Raw genomic sequence first — 18,185 nt, forward strand, 5'->3', positions numbered from 1 at the left:
ATGGCAATGCCGCAACTGTGTTGGGATATCGAGTTCCTGAAAAACAATCCGACGCTGAAAGATGAAAACTACGGCATCCCCGCCGAGGTGAAACATACCGACTATCCGTTGCGCCTCGTGCGTTACTGGTTCATGTACCACTTCCTGCGCGAAGACGCGGCGAAGAAGGGCGCGCTGGACGTGTGCGAGATCGGCGTGGACTCCGGGCAGATGCTCAGCTTCATGCATGCCGCCGCGCAGCATGGCGGCGAAAAAGTGCCGCTGGCGAACTGGGACGCGGTGGATGCGCTGATCCAGCGCGATAAGCTGGAACGCGCCGGCTACAACCATTTCCATGAGGTCGACCTGGAGAGTCCGGAGTTCAGGCTGGAGGAGGGGAGGCAGTACGACGCGATGATCCTGCTGCATGTGCTGGAGCACCTGTTCAAGCCGGAAGAGCTGATTGCGAAGATCGTGCCGCACCTCAAGCCGGGCGGCATGCTGATCGGCGGCTTTCCCTCCACGCCGGACCCCATGATGCAGTCGCGCGAGGACAAGATACGCCCCAAGGCGATGAAATACGGGCATGTCAGCGTGTTCTCGCCGCAGCGCGTGCGTGACATGGCGGCGGCGAACGGGCTGGAGGTGGAATTCCTGAGCGGTGCGTTCTTCATGCGCAAGAAGGGGTTCTTCCTCGAGAACTGCAAGTGGTGGCTGCGCTTCAACCTCTGGTTCGGCGCACTGTTCCCCGGCTGGCCGGGTGAGACCTACTGGATTTTGCGTAAGCCTGCCAAGTAACTTTTAAGATTTCGAGATGATGGATTACACACAACTGGCCCCGGCCTACATCCGCGCCATCGCGCCCTACCAGCCCGGCAAGCCGATCTCCGAGCTGGAGCGCGAGCTGGGCATCAGCGGCATCGTCAAGCTGGCCTCCAACGAGAACCCGCTGGGCTGCAGCCCGCAGGCCATGGCGGCGATGCAGGAGGCGCTCAAGACTATAGCGCTGTACCCGGACGGCAACGGCTTCGAACTGAAGGACGCGCTGTCCAAGCGCTACGGCGTCGAGCACGCGCGCATCGTGCTGGGCAACGGTTCCAACGACATGCTGGAGCTGGCTGCGCGCGCCTTCCTCACGGTGGGCGACAAGGCGGTGTATTCGGACCATGCCTTCGCGGTGTACCCGCTGGCGACGCAGGCGGTGGGCGCGACCGGCATCAGCGTGCCCGCGATCGATTATGGTCATGACCTGAAAGCGATGCTCAAGGTAGCGGTCGAACACAAGGCCAAGCTGGTGTTCGTCGCCAACCCGAACAACCCGACCGGTACCTTTCTGAACGCAGCGTCGCTGCTGGATTTTCTGCGCGCATTGCCCGCGAATATCCTGGTGGTGCTCGACGAGGCGTATAACGAATACTTGCCCGAAGAGAACCGCTACGATTCGGTTGCCTGGCTGAAGGAATTCCCCAATCTCATCGTCTCGCGCACCTTCTCCAAGGCCTACGGCCTGGCCGGTCTGCGCGTGGGCTATGCCTTCGCCAACGCACAGGTGGCCGACATGATGAACCGCGTGCGCCAGCCGTTCAACGTCAATAGCGTGGCGCAGGCCGCCGCCGTGGCGGCGCTGCAGGACGAGGATTTCGTGCGGCGCACCAACGAGCTCAACCGGTGCGGCATGGAACAGATCACGCAAGGGTTGCGCAAGCTGGGGCTGGAATTCATTCCGTCGTATGGCAACTTTATCAGCTTCAGGATCGGCGACGGAATGAAGATGTACCGCCGCCTGCTGGAACTCGGCGTGATCGTGCGGCCCGTGGCCGGCTACGGCATGCCGGATTACCTGCGCGTGAGCATAGGCACTGAAAACGAAAACGAAAAATTTTTATCTGTATTGGCGCAAGCCTTGGGAGAGACAGCGTGATTATCGTAATGGGCAGGGACGTGACCGACGCCGAAATCGGCGCGGTGGTGAAGCGGCTGGAAACGGCTGGTTTGAAGGCGAATATTTCGCGCGGCATCGAGCGCACGGTGATCGGCGCGATCGGCGATGAGCGCCAGTTGACCGAGGAGATGTTCACCTCGCTGCCCGGCGTGGAATCGGCGATGCATATCGCCAAGCAGTACAAGATCGTGTCGCGCGAGTCGCACAAGGCAAACACCGTGATCGATATCGCCGGCATCCCGCTGGGCGGCAATCAGATCCAGATCATCGCCGGGCCGTGCTCGGTGGAGACGCAGGAGCAGATGGACCTGTCCGCCAAGTTTGTGCACGAGGCGGGTTGCCGTTTGATGCGCGGCGGCGCGTTCAAGCCGCGCACCAGCCCCTATGCCTTTCAGGGCAAGGGCAAGGAAGGCCTGGACATGTTCCGCAAGGCGGCTGCCCCGTACAAGTTGCCCATCGTCACCGAATTGATGGATGCGCGCCAGATTGACCTTTTCCTCGAATACGATGTGGACGTGATCCAGATCGGCACGCGCAACATGCAGAACTTCGACCTGCTCAAGGAAGTGGGTAAGATCAACAAGCCGGTGATCCTCAAGCGCGGCATGTCGGCCACGATTGCCGAATGGCTGATGTCGGCGGAATACATCGCGGCGGGCGGCAACCACAACATCATCTTCTGCGAACGCGGCATCCGCACCTTCGAGACCGCCTACCGCAACGTGCTGGACGTGACGGCCATCGCCGTGCTGAAAAAAGAGACCCACCTGCCGGTGATCGTCGATCCATCGCACGCCGGCGGCAAGGCCTGGATGGTGCCTGCACTGTCTCAGGCGGCGGTTGCCGCAGGCGCGGACGGCCTGCTGGTCGAGATGCACCCGAATCCGTGCGAAGCCTGGTGCGATGCCGACCAGGCGCTGACACCACAGGAATTGAAGAAGCTGATGGGCACGCTGGGCGCTATCGCCGGAGCGATCGGGCGTACGCTTTGATCAAAAAATGCAGGGTGGGTTAGTGGTTTTATCGCGCAACCCACCATTCGCTCAATGCAAATTCCGGTGGGCTACGCTACGCTAACCCACCCTGCAAATGCTGTAGGAGCGCAACTTGTTGCGCAATGGTTACTTCTTGCAAGGAAATCGCGCAACAAGTTGCGCTCCTACCCGGGATAACATGTGACTCAACCGCAATTCAAAAAAATCGTCATCTTCGGCGTCGGCCTGATCGGCGGCTCGTTCGCGCTGGCGCTGCGCAAGGCGGCAGCGGTGCGCGAAGTGGTCGGCTTCGGGCGCAGCACGGCGACGTTGCAGGAGGCGCGACGGCTCGGCATCCTCGACCGCATCGGCGAGGATGCGGTGCGCGAGGTGGCGGATGCCGACATCGTGCTGCTCGCTACCCCGGTCGGGCAGATGGCGGAACTGATGGCGCGCATCGCGCCGCACCTCGGCGCGCACACGCTGGTCACCGACGGCGGCAGCACCAAGGGCGACGTGGTCGCCGCAGCGCGCGCGAACCTCGGAAACAGGATCGCGCAGTTCGTCCCGGCGCACCCGATCGCGGGTGCGGAGAAGAGCGGCGCGGCGGCGGCGCTGGCCGACCTCTATGTCGACAAAAAAGTGGTGCTGACGCCGCTGCCCGAGAACAGCACCGAAGCGGTGGCGCGCGTGCGCCAAGCCTGGGAACTGTGCGGCGCGGTGGTGAGCGAACTGACGCCGGAGCAGCACGACGGAGTGTTTGCCGCGGTGAGCCACTTGCCGCACCTGCTCTCGTTCGCGCTGGTGCATGACCTCGCTCAGCGCGACAACCGCGACCTGCTGCTGTCCTTCGCCGCGAGCGGCTTCCGCGATTTTACGCGCATCGCCGCGAGCAGCCCGGAGATGTGGCGCGACATCTGCCTCGCGAACCGCGAGGCGCTGCTGGTCGAACTGCGTCGCTATGCCGACGAGTTGTATGTGCTCTTCCAGGCGCTGGAGCAGCACGACGCTGCGAAGCTCGAAGAGGTATTCAGCGAGGCACGCAAGGTACGTACCAACTGGACGGGGCAATAAGAAGACAATGGCTGTTATCTCGATCAAACGGGTCTGGGGGCTGCTTGCCGCCATCGCGATCATCTGGTTCGCCAATCTCGAATACCGCACGCTGATCAAGCCGGATGAGGGGCGCTACGCCGAGATTCCGCGCGAGATGGTGGCGAGCGGCGACTGGGTGACGCCGCACCTCAACGATCTCAAGTATTTCGAGAAACCACCGCTGCAATACTGGGCGACGGCCACTGCCTACACCCTGTTCGGCGAGCATCAGTGGACTTCGCGCCTCTGGACCGGACTGACCGGCTTCGCGGGCATCCTGCTGGTGTGGTTCGCCGGGCTGCGCCTGTTCGGGCGCGAGGCGGCGGGCTATGCCGCGCTGCTGCTTTCGAGCAGCCTGCTCTACGTGTTGATGGGGCACATCAACACGCTGGACATGGGCGTGACGTTCTTCATCACGCTGGGCATCTTCGGCCTGCTGCTCGCGCAGGCGCAGGCGGACAAAACAAAACGGCGTAACTGGATGCTGGTCGCGTGGGCGGGCATGGCGCTTGCGGTGCTGAGCAAGGGCCTGATGGGCATCATCCTGCCGGGCGCGGCGCTGTTCATCTACTGCGTCGTGCAGCGCGACTTCGGCGTGCTGAAGCGCATGCACTGGCTGTCCGGCCTCGCGGTATTTTTCGCGATCACCGTGCCGTGGTTTTTGCTGGTGATGAAAGCCAACCCGGAGTTCTTCGAGCGCTTCTTCATCTACGAGCACTACCAGCGCTTCACCAGCACGGTGCACGGGCGCTATCATCCGTGGCACTACTTCATCCCCATCCTGCTGGCCGGGGCGCTGCCGTGGACGGTGCTGATGTTCGATTCGATGTGGCGTACCCTGCGCGACAGCAGCCTGCCGGACAAGATGTTCAACACCCGGCGCTTCCTGCTGATCTGGGCGGTATTCGTCTATGTGTTCTTCTCCATCTCCGGCTCCAAACTGCCGTCCTACCTGCTGCCGATGTTCCCGGTGCTGGCCTTGCTGATGGGCAAGCGCATCGCCGAAATGCGCGCGCGTACGCTGTTCTGGCAGATCGCACCGGCCATCCCGGTCACGCTGCTGTTGCTGGGGCTGGCGTTGAACGTGGACAAATTCGCCGACACGCCGAACCAGATCGAGCTGTACCCGCATTACGGGCCGTGGCTGGTTGCCGCCGCATTGATGTTGCTGGGCGGCCTGTCGGGGGGGATGCTGCTGCTGTGGCGCGAAAAGAAGCCTGTTGCGGTCGTAGTGCTGGCACTGAGCGCCCTGCTGGCAGCTCAGATCGGCCTGTCCGGCTACGAGACCGTGGCGCGCGAGCGCTCCGCGAAACATATCGCCGAGGCGATCCGTGCCGAGGTGAAGCCGGGCATTCCGTTTTATTCGGTGCTAACCTATGAGCAGACGCTGCCGTTCTACCTCAAGCGCACCTTCACGCTGGTGCAATACCAGGACGAGATGGCGTTCGGCATCCAGCAGGAGCCGCAGCGCTGGATACCCACCGTCGAGGAATTCGCGAAGGTCTGGGCCGCGCAGCCCGAGGCGCTGGCCATCTTCCCGGTGTATGCTTATGCTCAAGTACAGCAACTTGGGCTTGAAATGAAAACCATCTTTGAAGATACGCAGCACATAGTGGTGAAGAAACCATGAGCCTGGTCAGTTTCATCCTGATTTTTACCGGCGTGATGCTCAATGCCGCCGCGCAGATCCTGATGAAGGCGGGAACCAATGCTGTCGGGCATTTCGAGTTCAGCATGGAGAACATCCTGCCCATCGGCCTGAAACTGGCTACCGAGTGGCATATCGTCACCGCGCTGTTCTGCTATGCGCTGAGCGTGGTCGTCTGGATCCTCGCCCTGTCGCGCGTGCCGGTCAGCATCGCTTTTCCGTTGTTGTCGATGGCTTATATCGTGACTGCAGTGGCCGCTTGGTACTTGCTGGGCGAACCCTTAAGCATGACAAAACTGGTCGGCATCGGCGTGATCATCCTCGGCGTCATTATCATTTCGCGGGCATAAATTCTGATGAGTAATTTTCTTCCATTCTCACGTCCGACCATAGACGAAGCGACCATCGCCTCGGTAGCGGAGGTTTTGCGCTCCGGCTGGATCACCACCGGCCCCAAGGTGCTGGAATTCGAGAAGCGCCTGTCGGAATACTTCGGTGGGCGCCCGGTGCGCAGCTTCAACTCCGGCACCTGCACCATGGAGATCGCGCTGCGCATCGCGGGCATCGGGCCGGGCGACGAGGTCATCACTACGCCGATCTCGTGGGTGGCGACCGCCAACGTGATTCTCGAAGTGGGCGCGACGCCGGTGTTTGCCGACGTTGATCCGGTCACGCGCAACATCGATCTGGACAAGGTCGAGGCCGCGATCACACCAAGAACCCGTGCGATCATTCCGGTCTACCTCGCGGGCAAGCCGGTGGACATGGACCGGCTGTACGCGGTAGCCAATAAATACAAGCTGCGCGTGATCGAGGATGCCGCGCAGGCCATCGGCTCATCGTGGAAGGGCAAGCCCATCGGCTCGTTCGGCGACTTCGTCTCGTTCAGCTTCCAGGCCAACAAGAACATCACCACCTCCGAGGGCGGCTGCCTGGTGCTGAACAACGAGGACGAGGCGAAGCTTGCGGAAAAATACCGCCTGCAGGGCGTCACGCGCAGCGGCTGGGACGGCATCGAGGTGGACGTGCTGGGCGGCAAGTACAACATGACCGACGTCGCCGCCGCGATCGGCATAGGCCAGCTCGCGAAGTTGGACGCCATCACCGCGCAGCGGCGCAAGCTCGCGAAACATTACTTCGAAATACTGGGTGCGGACTTCGAGGCTCAGACCGGCGCGCAACTGCCACCAGCGGATTTCGAGAGCACCAACTGGCACCTGTTCCAGATCGTGCTACCGGAGCGTATCACACGCGCCGACTTCATGGGAAAGATGAAAACGCACAACATCGGCGTGGGCTACCACTACGCGCCTATCCATCTTTTCAAGCTGTACCGCGATCTCGGTTTCAAGGAAGGCATGTTCCCCGTCGCCGAATGCGTCGGCAGGCAGATCGTAAGCTTGCCGATGTTCTACGCGATGAACGAAGGGGATGTCGAGCGCACCTGCGCGGCGATGCGGGAGGTGTTGGTAAGTAACGCATAAATTACGTTGGGCCTTTCAGAAGTGGGGACGACCTCACCTCTCTAAATCAACCAGGGGACGGCCCCACTTATAGGAGAGGCGCTTATGAACTGGTTCATTCTTGTGGTGGCAGGCTTATTCGAGATCGGCTGGGCGGTTGGGCTTAAGTACACAGAAGGATTCACCCGGCTTTGGCCGACGGTCGGCACCGTACTCGCAATGGTCATTAGCCTTGGGTTGCTTGGCATTTCCATGAAGTCTCTGCCTGTAGGCACCGCATACGCTGTTTGGGTTGGTGTCGGTGCCGTCGGCACCGCAATCCTTGGCATTGTCTTGCTAGGTGAGTCTGCAAACCCTATGCGGTTGTTAAGTCTTACGGTTATCGTCGCCGGTATTGTTGCCTTAAGCTTGCAACACCGGCCTAATAACTCGTTCAAACAAGCGTAGATTGAGCAAGTGTAGGATGGGTTGAGCGTAGCGATAACCAATGACTTGGCTGGCGTATTTTGGCAGCCTAGTCAGATGGCTATGCAAAGCTACCCATCAATCAAAACCGCCGGGGGTTGCCCGGCAGCAAGTTACCTTCTTTTGCGTCGCCAAAAGAAGGTAACCGAAGAAAAGGCGACCCCGGTTTGCCGCCGCTACGCGGTGCTCTGCGTTGCTCAGCCGGTCAGGCCTCCTCATAAACTCGCACGATCCGCTACGCGGCCACGTGCTCAAACATATTCGTCGGACTGCCCCTGACCGGCTTGCGCTACTCGGCGGCGCACAGGGGAAATGAAAGGCGGTCTTGTGTGCGCTATGCGCACGCTACTTGGATACCCGATTTCGCTAATCCCCGCCCCATGCGGTAAAATGCCGCCCTTATGAGCAATCCCCAACTTTCCGTCGTCATTCCCGTCTATAACGAAGAGCAGGGCCTGCAGGCGCTGTTCGACCGGCTGTATCCGGCGCTGGACAAGCTCGCCATCTCCTACGAGATCATTTTCATCAACGACGGCAGCCGCGACCGTTCCGCCGCGCTCCTGCGCGAGCAGTTCCAGAAGCGCCCCGATGTGACGCGGGTGATCCTGTTCAACGGCAACTTCGGCCAGCACATGGCGATCATGGCGGGCTTCGAACATTGCCGCGGGCAGCGCGTGGTGACGCTGGATGCCGATTTGCAGAACCCGCCCGAGGATACCCATCTGCTGCTGGCAAAGATGGACGAGGGTTACGATTACGTCGGCTCGATCCGCCGGCAGCGCAGCGACAGCTGGTGGCGGCATGCTGCGTCGCGCGCGATGAACGGACTGCGCGAACGCATCACGCGCATCAAGATGACCGACCAGGGCTGCATGTTCCGCGCCTACGACCGCCACATCGTCGATGCGGTCAACAGTTGCAAGGAAGTCAGCACCTTCATTCCGGCGCTGGCCTATACCTTTGCGCGCAATCCCGCCGAGGTGGTGGTGGGGCATGAGGAGCGCACTGCGGGCGAATCGAAGTATTCGCTGTACAGCCTGATCCGCCTGAATTTCGACCTGATGACCGGCTTCTCGCTGGTGCCTCTGCAATGGTTCTCGATGGCGGGCATGTTGATCTCGCTCGGCTCGGGCGCGTTCTTCGTGTTCCTTGTGGTGCGCCGCCTCGTCATCGGCCCAGAAGCGGAAGGGCTGTTCACGCTGTTCGCGCTGATGTTCTTCCTGATCGGCATCGCGCTGTTCGGCATCGGGCTGCTCGGCGAATATATCGGCCGCATCTACCAGCAGGTGCGCCACCGGCCGCGCTACCTGGTGGAGGCGGTGCTCGAGGGACAGGGCAAAGCGGGAAGGGGAAAGGGAGAAGGGAGAAGGGAGAAATCCCCGGTTGAAATGGCTGCCGGAGAGCCCGATCCTTTCATTTTCGAGCCGAAAAAGAAGAGAGAAAAAGCCAAGCCTGCCGAGCCCGAACATCCTTCGCTGTTTTCGGATGCCCAAGAATGAGTAAAGCCGTTGTTTTCGCTTACCACAATGTAGGCTACAGATGCCTGTCAGTTCTATTGGCGCATGGCGTGGAGGTCGCGCTGGTGGTCACGCACCGTGACAATCCCAAGGAGATCATCTGGTTTGACAGCGTCGCGGAACTGGCGGCGTTGCACGGCATTCCGGTCATCACACCGGACAACCCGAATACGCCGGAAGTGGTGGAGCGGATTCGCGCGTTGCAGCCGGATTTTTTCTTCTCCTTCTACTACCGCGAGATGCTGAAAAAGGATTTGCTGGACATTCCAAAGTGCGGCGCACTGAACATGCACGGCTCGCTGCTGCCGAAATACCGCGGCCGCGTGCCGGTGAACTGGGCGATAATCCACGGCGAGACGGAGACCGGCGCGACGCTGCATTACATGACCGAGAAGCCGGACAACGGCGACATCGTCGCGCAGCAGGCGGTGCCTATCCTGCCCAACGACACCGCGTTCGAGGTGTTCCAGAAGGTGACGGTGGCGGCGGAGATGGCGCTGCACGGCGTGCTTCCCGCGTTGCTGGCGGGCAAGGCGCAGGCGGTGAAGCAGGACTTGAGCAAGGGCGCGTATTTTGGCGGGCGCAAGGCGGAAGACGGCATCATCGACTGGTCGCAGTCCGCGCTGCAGATCCACAACCTGGTGCGCGCCGTAGCGCCGCCGTATCCGGGCGCGACCACGCAACTGATGGGCAAGACTATGCGCATCCTGCAGACGCTGGATACTCACTGTGAAGTGTCGGGGGAGAAACCTGCCTTCTATGTGAAAGAAGGCAAGGCCTACGCGACCTGCGGGCAGGGCGTGTTGCGCGTGGTGCGCTTCGAGTTGGATGGCGCCGCGATGAGCGCGGCGGAGTTCACGGCGCAGTATGGCACGGAAAAATTTGAATTCAATCGTTAAGGAAATGGCAATGAAAAAAGTATTGATACTCGGCGTAAACGGCTTCATCGGCCACCACCTGTCCAACCGCATCCTCGCCACCACCGATTGGGAGGTGTACGGCATGGACATGAGCAGCGACCGTATCTCGGATCTGATCGGCAAGCCGCGCTTCCACTTTTTCGAAGGCGACATCACGATCAACAAGGAATGGGTCGAGTACCATGTGCGCAAGTGCGATGTGATCCTGCCGCTGGTGGCGATCGCGACGCCGTCCACCTACGTCAAGCAACCGCTGCGCGTGTTCGAGCTCGATTTCGAAGCCAACTTGCCGATCGTGCGTGCGGCCGTGAAATACAACAAGCACCTGGTGTTTCCGTCCACCTCCGAGGTTTACGGCATGTGCCACGACGAGGAATTCGACCCGGAAAATTCCGAGCTGATCTGCGGCCCGATCAACAAGCCGCGCTGGATCTACTCTTGCTCCAAGCAACTGATGGATCGCGTGATCTGGGGCTACGGCATGGAAGGGCTGAACTTCACGCTGTTTCGCCCGTTCAACTGGATCGGCGCCGGGCTGGATTCGATCCACACGCCGAAGGAAGGCAGCTCGCGCGTGGTCACGCAGTTCCTTGGGCACATCGTGCGCGGCGAGAACATCAGCCTCGTGGACGGCGGGCACCAGAAGCGCGCCTTCACCTACATCGACGACGGCATCGCCGCGCTGATGAAGATCATCGAGAACAAGGACGGTGTCGCGACCGGCAAGATCTACAACATCGGCAACCCGACCAACAACTACGCGATCCGCGACCTCGCCGATATGATGCTCAAGCTGGCGAACGAATATGCCGAATACCGCGACTCGGCGCAGAAGGTGAAGATCGTCGAAACCACCTCGGCGGCGTATTACGGCAAGGGCTATCAGGACGTGCAGAACCGCGTGCCGAAGATCACCAACACCCGCGAAGAGTTGAACTGGAAGCCGACCGTCAACATGGCCGATACGCTGCGCAAGATATTCGACGCGTATCGCGGTCAGGTGGCGGAAGCGCGCGGGCTGGTGGATTAACCGGCGGTAGGTCGGGCTAGCGTGGCGTTAACCAATAACTTGGCTGTCGTTTTTGACCGCTTAGTCAGATGGCTATGCAAAGCTCCCCGACGTTTTTGTACCCAACATATCGGGTTACGCGATGAAGCCGCTAACCCGACCTACGCTCTGGCTCCTGAATTCTGAATGAAACAACTCGCCCTCAAGATCGACGTCGATACCTACCGCGGCACGCGCGAAGGCGTGCCGCGCCTGGTCGAGGCGCTGCAGCGCCACAACGCGCAGGCCACCTTTTTCTTCTCGCTCGGCCCTGATCACACCGGGCGCGCGATCAAGCGTGTGTTCCGCCCCGGATTCATCGGCAAGGTGTCGCGCACTTCGGTGGTGGAGCACTACGGCATCCAGACGCTGCTGTACGGCACATTGCTGCCGGGGCCGGACATCGGTAAAAAATGCGCGGCGATCATGCGCGGCGTGCGCGATGCGGGCTTCGAGACCGGCATCCACTGTTACGACCATATCCGCTGGCAGGATCACGTGGCGGGCAAGGATGCCGAATGGACGCGGTGCGAGCTGCAGCGCGCGGCAGATCGCTACCAGGAAATTTTCGGCGAATCGCCGCATGCGCATGCCGCCGCCGGCTGGCAGACGAACCGCCACGCATTGCGCCTGACGCAGCACATGGGGTTCGACTACAGCTCCGACACGCGCGGCACGCATCCCTTCATCCCGACCTGGCAGGCCGAGATCGTCGCCTGCCCGCAACTGCCCACCACGCTGCCGACGCTGGACGAGCTGCTGAATCGCGACGGCATCACGCGGGACAACATCGCGCAGCATATCCTGCAACTGACTGCAGATGCGCCGGCAACAGGACATGTGTTCACGCTGCATGCCGAACTGGAAGGCGGCAAGCTGTTGCCGATTTTCGAGCAGTTGCTTGAGGGCTGGCAGGCACAGGGCTATGAACTGGTGTCGCTGCGCCAATACCTGCAAGGGCTGGACGCCGGGGCGCTGCCGCGCCATGAGGTGGCAATGCGCGAGGTGGAAGGGCGGGTGGGCACGCTGGCGGTTGCGGTGGAGGCAACATAGCCGGACGGGCGCTCTCACCTGCTACCCCCAATCGCCTGTGCAACCTTGCAAATTGCTAGTATATTTGCCGGCAAAATAAAAATCGGGGGGTGTATGCCGGAAGCCGAAGGATTGGGACACTGGGTAGCGACGCTCACGCGCGCGGATCTGCCTGTCCTGAAACAGACCGCACGCGATCTGGCAGCGTTGCGCGAGGACGACCGAAGACTGAGCACCTCTTCCATCGCAGGGGTCATCGCGCGCGACCCCATCCTGACCGTCAAGCTGCTGCGCTACCTCCAGCAGCACAAGCACAAGAAGCAGATCGCCGAAGTTGTCCAGGTGGAGCAGGCGTTGCTGATGCTCGGCATAGAGTCTTTTTTCAACAAAGTCCCATCCGGTCTGCTGGTCGAGGATTTTCTGAAGCCGCATATCGCCGCGCTTCCTCCTGCGCTGCGTGCCGTACATCGCTCGCATCGTGCCTCGGAATACGCCATGGACTGGGCGGCGCGGTTGCACGACCTGCATTATGAAGAGGTGCGCATCGCCGCCCTGCTGCACGACATCGCCGAGATCCTGATGTGGTGTTTCGCCCCGCAGCCGATGCTGGAAATCCGGGCCGCCCAGCAGAAGGATAAAACGTTGCGCAGCCACGATGTCCAGCAGCAGGTGCTGGGATTCACCCTGCTCGAACTGCAACGGGAACTGGTGGTGCAGTGGGGCCTGCCGCAGCTCTTATCGACCCTGATGGACGATTCCTGCGCGAACCAGACGCGCGTGCGCAATGTCGTGCTGGCGGTCAACCTCGCACGACATTCAGCCAATGGATGGGACGACGCAGCCTTGCCGGACGACTTCAGGGAAATCGGCGAACTGCTGCGCATGCCCGCCGAGCAGGTGATGCTCATGCTGGAAGAGGATGAAGGTATCGTGTGCGACCTCAGCAAGCCGCATTGAGACGATGATCTCGCAGACAGGTAATCCCGATATTCCCCATGGTTTCTGGCTGCGCAGATACGGTCTGCTGGCGCTCATCTGGAGCGCCCTGGCGGGAGGTTCCTTGCTGTGGAATTTGTACCAGGAAAATCAGAGCGTCCTGGAGATGGCAACCGTGGCGACGCGCGCCAACATCCAGAAGGATATCGGCTTTCGCAACTGGGTGAATTCGCATGGCGGTGTCTATGTCACCCCGACCGAACGCACGCCGCCCAATCCCTATCTCGATATTCCTGACCGCGACGTGGTTACCACTACTGGCAAGGCGCTGACGCTCATGAACCCGGCCTATGTGCTGCGCCAGATGCAGAGTGAATTTCCCGACGAATACGGCACCAGGAGCCGCATCACCAGCCTCAAGCCGCTCAATCCCGCGAATGCGCCCGACGAGTGGGAAGCCAAGGCATTGAAGAGCTTCGAGCAGGGCAGCAGGGACTTTCTGGAAGTGCAGGAGATAGGCGGGCGGCCCTACCTGCGGATGATGGAGCCGTTCATCGTCAATCAGGGATGCATGAAGTGCCATGCGCATCAGGGCTACAGGATAGGCGACGTGCGCGGCGGGATCGGCTCGTCCGTCGCGCTGGATCGCTTCTATGTACACCGGCGCAGGCACAGCGGCATCATCATGTTGTCCCATGGCGTGGCCTGGCTGATCGGTTTGGCGGGGATCGGCATCTCATACCGGCGCGACCGGCGCCTGGCCGCCGAGCGCCATGAGTCCGGCCGGAAACTGCAGCAGCAGCAGCTCGACGAGTTGCTGCGCTTCCAGAAGCTCACCGTGGGGCGGGAGTTGCGCATGAAGGAGCTCGTCGAGGAAAACATCGCCTTGCATAAGCAGATCGACTCCGCCAGGCCGGGTGACACAAAGCCATGAGCGACACCGAAAAATTGCGGCAGGAACTGCAGGCGGCGCGGCAGACGATCGCCGAATTGCAGGCCAGGCTGGGAAACCGCGAGGAAACTCACCGGCTCGCAACGCTGGAGCTCGAAGAAAACCGCAGCGCGCTGCTGTTCATGCTCGAAGACCTGGAACATGCGCGCAAGAAAATCGAGCACTCGCACAAGGAATGGATGGACGCGCTGGACGTGGTGAAAGATCCCATCTTCATGCACGACGGGGAATACCGCATCCTGCGTTGCAACAAGGCTTACCAGCAATGCGCCGGGCTCAAGTTTGGGGAAATCATCGGTCGGCCATACTACGAAATCTTCCCCAGGAGCGATGGGCCATTGTCCTGCTGCCTGCGCGCGATGAAAAAAGCCACAACGGAAGAAGAGGAGGAAGTGGCCGTCGGTGATACAACCTACCGCTCGCGAGCCTTTCCAGTCAATGATGAGCATGGCGCTTATCTCTATTCGGTGCACATCCTGGATGACGTCACCGATAGCCGCCGCGCCGAAAAAATGTTGCGCGAAAACGAGCAGAACTACCGCACGCTGGCCGACTCTGCCCCGGCGCTGATCTGGGCTTCCGGTACCGACCATCTGTGCAACTATTTTAACCGGCCCTGGCTGGAATTCACCGGGCGCACGCTGGGACAGGAGCTGGGCAACGGCTGGACAGAGGGCGTGCACCCGGACGATATCCAGCACTGCCTGGATGTATATCTCTCGGCCTTCGAACGGCGCGAGCCGTTCAGCATGGAATACCGCATGCGCCGGCATGACGGCGAGTACCGCTGGATGCGCGATGACGGCTGCCCGCGTTACGACAGCGACGGGAATTTCATCGGTTATCTCGGCTACCTGATGGACGTCACCGAGCGCAGGCTGGCGGAGCAGGAACTGCGGCTGAGAGCGCAGTTCCTGGATGGCGCCAATGATTCGATCTTCGTGAGCGATTTCGACGGGAACTTCATTTACCTGAACGAGGCCGCCTGGAAGTCGCGCGGCTACACCATGGACGAATTGATGGGCATGAACCTGCATGTCCTCGATACGCCGGAATACGGGCAACTTCTCGATATCCGGTTCAAGGAGTTGCTGGAAAAAGGACACTGTGTTTTTGAATCCGCGCACCGCTGCAAGGGCGGCCCGGTCATACCCATCGAAGTCAGTGCGCGCCTCATCGAATCGGGGGGCCACCGGCTGATTCTCGCCGCAGCCCGGGACATCACCGAGCGCAGGCAGGCCGAGCGGGCGCTGCGCGAGAGCGAGGAGACCTACCGCTCGCTGTTCGAGAACACGCTGAACGGCATCGCCCACTGCCGCGTGATCTTCGAGGGCGAGACTCCGGTCGATATCGAATACCTCAGGGTCAACCCGGGTTTCGAAAAGATAACCGGCCTGCAAGAGGTGGAGGGGCGGAGGATCAGCGAGGTTATTCCCGGCTACGGCCGCGACAACCCGGAGTCGCTCGAAGTTTTTGGCCGGGTGGCGCGCACCAGGGAGCCCGCCCGCTGGGAGCACCACCTGGCCGCCCTGGACAGGTGGTTCTCGTTCTCCGTCTATTCTCCGGCACAGGGCGAAATCGTCATCGTGAGCGACAACATCACCGAGCGCAAGAAGGCGGAAATCGCGCTCAATCATGCCAATCGCGCCCTGTCCGCGCTGAGTGCGGTAAACCGGAGCCTGGTTCATGCGGACGACGAAACGGAATTGCTGCAGTCGATCTGCCGCTCCATCGTCGAACAGCACGGCTACCGGATGGCCTGGGTGGGCTATGTGCAACACGATGAAAACAAGTCCGTAAAAATCATGGCGAGCGCCGGTCATGTCGAGGGCTATCTGGACAACATAAACGTTACCTGGGCGGAGACCGAGCGCGGCATGGGGCCGACCGGGCGCGCCATCCGCAGCGGCACCACACAGTTATGCCAGGACTTCGCCAATGACCCGCGCCACCTGCCGTGGCGCGAGGCGGCGCTCCAGCACGGTTATGTCGCCAGCATCGCGCTGCCGCTGGCCAACGGCGAGGTATTCGGTGCACTTACCGTATATGCCGATGAGATAAATGCCTTCAGTCACGCCGAAGTCGAGCTGCTGGAAGAGATGGCAGGGGATATGGCGTTCGGCGTGCGCACTCTGCATATCCGCCAGGAGCGCGACCTTGCGCTGGAACAGAACCGGCGGCAAGTGGAGCAACTGCAGAGCAACCTGGAGGATACGGTGCATGCAATCGCCACCATCGTGGAAATGCGCGACCCTTACACCGCAGGCCATCAGGCCAGGGTGGCCGATCTCGCGGCGGCGATTGCCAGGCAAATGGGGCTGTCCGACGAGCAGGTACACGGCATCCATCTTGCCGGGGTATTGCATGACTTGGGGAAAATCCGGATTCCGGCGGAAATCCTCAGCAAACCCGGCAAGATCAGCGACATCGAGCGTAGCCTGATCGAGGCACATCCCCAGGCGGGCTATGATATTTTGCAGGGCATCAATTTCCCTTGGCCGATAGCGCAAATGGTACAGCAACACCATGAGCGGCTCGACGGTTCAGGCTATCCCCAGGGGCTCAAGGGCGAGGCCATCCTGTTTGAGGCGCGCATCCTGAGCGTGGCGGACGTGGTCGAGTCGATGTCATCGCACCGCCCCTATCGCCCCGGGTGGGGTGTCGATGCTGCGCTTGAGGAGATCACCGGGCAACGCGGCATCCATTTCGACCCGCAGGTGGTGGGTGCGTGCCTGGCTCTGTTCCACGAGGGGGGTTACCGCTTCCCATAGCCCGGATATTTCAGCGGCATTCAATGCAGGAGCCCGGCTTGCCGGGCGCTTTGCCCGAAACCTTATCGCGCAAACAAGTTGCGCTCCTGCGTTTCATTGGCATTCATTCTGGCTGCGATACCCATTGTATTTTGCGTCATGGGTGCGTACCCCAATATTCATGAGGCTTTTCGTTGAATTACACGAAGGGCGATGAAATATGCGGGCTAGGCGCGCCTTAGTCCTTGCCGAACAAATCGCGGCTGTAAACCTTGTCAGCCACATCCAGGATGTCGTCGGTAATGCGGTTCGCGACGATGACGTCGGATTCCTTCTTGAATTGAGCCAAGTCGTTCACCACCCTGGAGCGGAAAAACTCCGGCTCCTTGAGCGCGGGTTCATAAACGATGACCTCGATCCCCCTCGCCTTGATGCGCTTCATGATGCCCTGGATGCTGGAAGAGCGGAAATTGTCCGACCCGCTCTTCATGACCAGGCGGTGGATGCCGACGATCTTGGGGTTGCGCCTGACGATGCTTTCCGCAATGAAGTCCTTGCGTGTCGTGTTGGATTCGACGATGGCGTGGATCAGGTTTTGCGGGACATCCTGGTAGTTGGCGAGCAACTGCTTCGTGTCCTTGGGCAGGCAATAGCCGCCGTAACCGAACGACGGATTGTTGTAGTGGCCTCCGATGCGCGGATCGAGGCTGACCCCCTGGATGATCTGCTTTGTATCGAGCCCATGGGTAGCCGCATAAGTGTCGAGCTCGTTGAAGTAGGCCACGCGCATGGCGAGGTAGGTGTTGGCGAAGAGCTTGACCGCCTCGGCCTCGGTCGAGTCGGTGAACAGGGTGGGGATGTCCTGCTTGATCGCGCCCTGCTTGAGCAGGCCGGCAAAGATTTCGGCACGCTTTGAGCGTTCACCTACGACAATCCGCGAGGGGTGCAGGTTGTCGTACAGTGCGCGGCCTTCGCGCAAAAACTCCGGAGAGAAAATCAGGTTGTCGCAGTTGAATTTCGTGCGGGTCTTGACGGTGTAGCCCACGGGAATGGTGGACTTGATGACCATCACCGCCTGCGGGTTGATGCTCAGGACGTCCTGGATGACCGACTCGATCGAGCGGGTGTTGAAGTAGTTGGTCTCCGGGTCGTAGTCGGTCGGGGTGGCGATGATGACGTAGTCCGCCCCGGTGTAGGCTTCGCGCTTGTCGAGCGTGGCCCTGAAGTTGAGGGCCTTGTGCTGCAGGTAATCCTCGATCTCGGCATCTTCGATGGGCGACTGCTTGCGGTTGAGCATCTCGACCTTTTCAGGGACGATGTCGATCGCAACCACCTCATTGTGCTGGGAAAGCAGGATGGCGTTGGACAGGCCTACATATCCGGTACCGGCGATGGCAATTTTCATGGATTGAACGTTAGCGTCCTAAAAATATGGCGCGCATTATGCCGCAGAAGAGCGGTGCC

General features: G+C 60.8%; 16 protein-coding genes. 15 read left to right on the plus strand and 1 reads right to left on the minus strand.

What is annotated here, in order from left to right; translation table 11 throughout:
* The 15 genes from ACRRNM_RS01045 (at position 1) to ACRRNM_RS01115 (ending at position 16,742) form a co-directional block, all read left to right on the plus strand.
* Positions 1-777 (plus strand): class I SAM-dependent methyltransferase, encoded by a 777-nt coding sequence (locus ACRRNM_RS01045; protein ID WP_435626395.1) that lies wholly within the window; start codon positions 1-3, stop codon positions 775-777.
* Positions 778-796: 19 nt separating this feature from the next.
* Positions 797-1,900: a histidinol-phosphate transaminase gene (gene hisC / locus ACRRNM_RS01050; protein ID WP_435628620.1), complete on the plus strand. Its 1,104-nt coding sequence runs from the start codon at positions 797-799 to the stop codon at positions 1,898-1,900.
* Positions 1,897-2,913: a 3-deoxy-7-phosphoheptulonate synthase gene (aroF, locus tag ACRRNM_RS01055; RefSeq protein WP_435626396.1), complete on the plus strand. Its 1,017-nt coding sequence runs from the start codon at positions 1,897-1,899 to the stop codon at positions 2,911-2,913. Before hisC ends, aroF begins: the two co-directional genes overlap by 4 nt.
* A gap of 183 nt (positions 2,914-3,096) precedes the next feature.
* Positions 3,097-3,969 carry a prephenate dehydrogenase gene (locus tag ACRRNM_RS01060; protein WP_435626397.1) on the plus strand — a complete coding sequence of 291 codons (873 nt, stop codon included), beginning with the start codon at positions 3,097-3,099 and terminating at the stop codon, positions 3,967-3,969.
* A gap of 7 nt (positions 3,970-3,976) precedes the next feature.
* Positions 3,977-5,620, plus strand: coding sequence for a glycosyltransferase family 39 protein (locus tag ACRRNM_RS01065; protein ID WP_435626398.1), 1,644 nt, complete (start codon positions 3,977-3,979; stop codon positions 5,618-5,620).
* Positions 5,617-5,988, plus strand: a complete 372-nt coding sequence (locus ACRRNM_RS01070) for an SMR family transporter (protein WP_435626399.1) — start codon at positions 5,617-5,619, stop codon at positions 5,986-5,988. Before ACRRNM_RS01065 ends, ACRRNM_RS01070 begins: the two co-directional genes overlap by 4 nt.
* Before the next feature lie 6 nt (positions 5,989-5,994).
* The gene (locus ACRRNM_RS01075; RefSeq protein WP_435626400.1) at positions 5,995-7,122 is read left to right on the plus strand and encodes a DegT/DnrJ/EryC1/StrS family aminotransferase; all 1,128 of its coding nucleotides are present in this window, start codon (positions 5,995-5,997) and stop codon (positions 7,120-7,122) included.
* An 84-nt stretch (positions 7,123-7,206) separates the two neighbouring features.
* Positions 7,207-7,548 carry a quaternary ammonium compound efflux SMR transporter SugE gene (gene sugE / locus ACRRNM_RS01080; protein ID WP_435626401.1) on the plus strand — a complete coding sequence of 114 codons (342 nt, stop codon included), beginning with the start codon at positions 7,207-7,209 and terminating at the stop codon, positions 7,546-7,548.
* A 419-nt stretch (positions 7,549-7,967) separates the two neighbouring features.
* Positions 7,968-9,065, plus strand: coding sequence for a glycosyltransferase (locus ACRRNM_RS01085; RefSeq protein ID WP_435626402.1), 1,098 nt, complete (start codon positions 7,968-7,970; stop codon positions 9,063-9,065).
* Entirely contained in the window at positions 9,062-9,982 is a 921-nt protein-coding gene (locus tag ACRRNM_RS01090) for a formyltransferase (protein WP_435626403.1), read from the plus strand. Before ACRRNM_RS01085 ends, ACRRNM_RS01090 begins: the two co-directional genes overlap by 4 nt.
* A gap of 10 nt (positions 9,983-9,992) precedes the next feature.
* Positions 9,993-11,033 carry a bifunctional UDP-4-keto-pentose/UDP-xylose synthase gene (locus tag ACRRNM_RS01095; protein ID WP_435626404.1) on the plus strand — a complete coding sequence of 347 codons (1,041 nt, stop codon included), beginning with the start codon at positions 9,993-9,995 and terminating at the stop codon, positions 11,031-11,033.
* Between the two features lie 165 nt (positions 11,034-11,198).
* A complete protein-coding gene (locus tag ACRRNM_RS01100) occupies positions 11,199-12,104 on the plus strand; it encodes a polysaccharide deacetylase family protein (protein WP_435626405.1) in 906 nt (301 codons plus the stop codon).
* Between the two features lie 93 nt (positions 12,105-12,197).
* Positions 12,198-13,040: an HDOD domain-containing protein gene (locus ACRRNM_RS01105; protein WP_435626406.1), complete on the plus strand. Its 843-nt coding sequence runs from the start codon at positions 12,198-12,200 to the stop codon at positions 13,038-13,040.
* A 4-nt stretch (positions 13,041-13,044) separates the two neighbouring features.
* Positions 13,045-13,953, plus strand: coding sequence for a Tll0287-like domain-containing protein (locus tag ACRRNM_RS01110; RefSeq protein ID WP_435626407.1), 909 nt, complete (start codon positions 13,045-13,047; stop codon positions 13,951-13,953).
* Positions 13,950-16,742 (plus strand): PAS domain S-box protein, encoded by a 2,793-nt coding sequence (locus ACRRNM_RS01115; protein ID WP_435626408.1) that lies wholly within the window; start codon positions 13,950-13,952, stop codon positions 16,740-16,742. Before ACRRNM_RS01110 ends, ACRRNM_RS01115 begins: the two co-directional genes overlap by 4 nt.
* A 217-nt stretch (positions 16,743-16,959) precedes the next feature.
* Here the strand turns inward: ACRRNM_RS01115 and ACRRNM_RS01120 are convergent, their stop codons facing one another.
* Positions 16,960-18,126 carry a nucleotide sugar dehydrogenase gene (locus tag ACRRNM_RS01120; RefSeq protein WP_435626409.1) on the minus strand — a complete coding sequence of 389 codons (1,167 nt, stop codon included), beginning with the start codon at positions 18,124-18,126 and terminating at the stop codon, positions 16,960-16,962.
* Between the last annotated feature and the right edge of the window lie 59 nt (positions 18,127-18,185).

The organism is Ferrigenium straubiae (assembly GCF_051257895.1).
GTDB classification, from domain to species: Bacteria; Pseudomonadota; Gammaproteobacteria; order Burkholderiales; family Gallionellaceae; genus Gallionella; species Gallionella straubiae.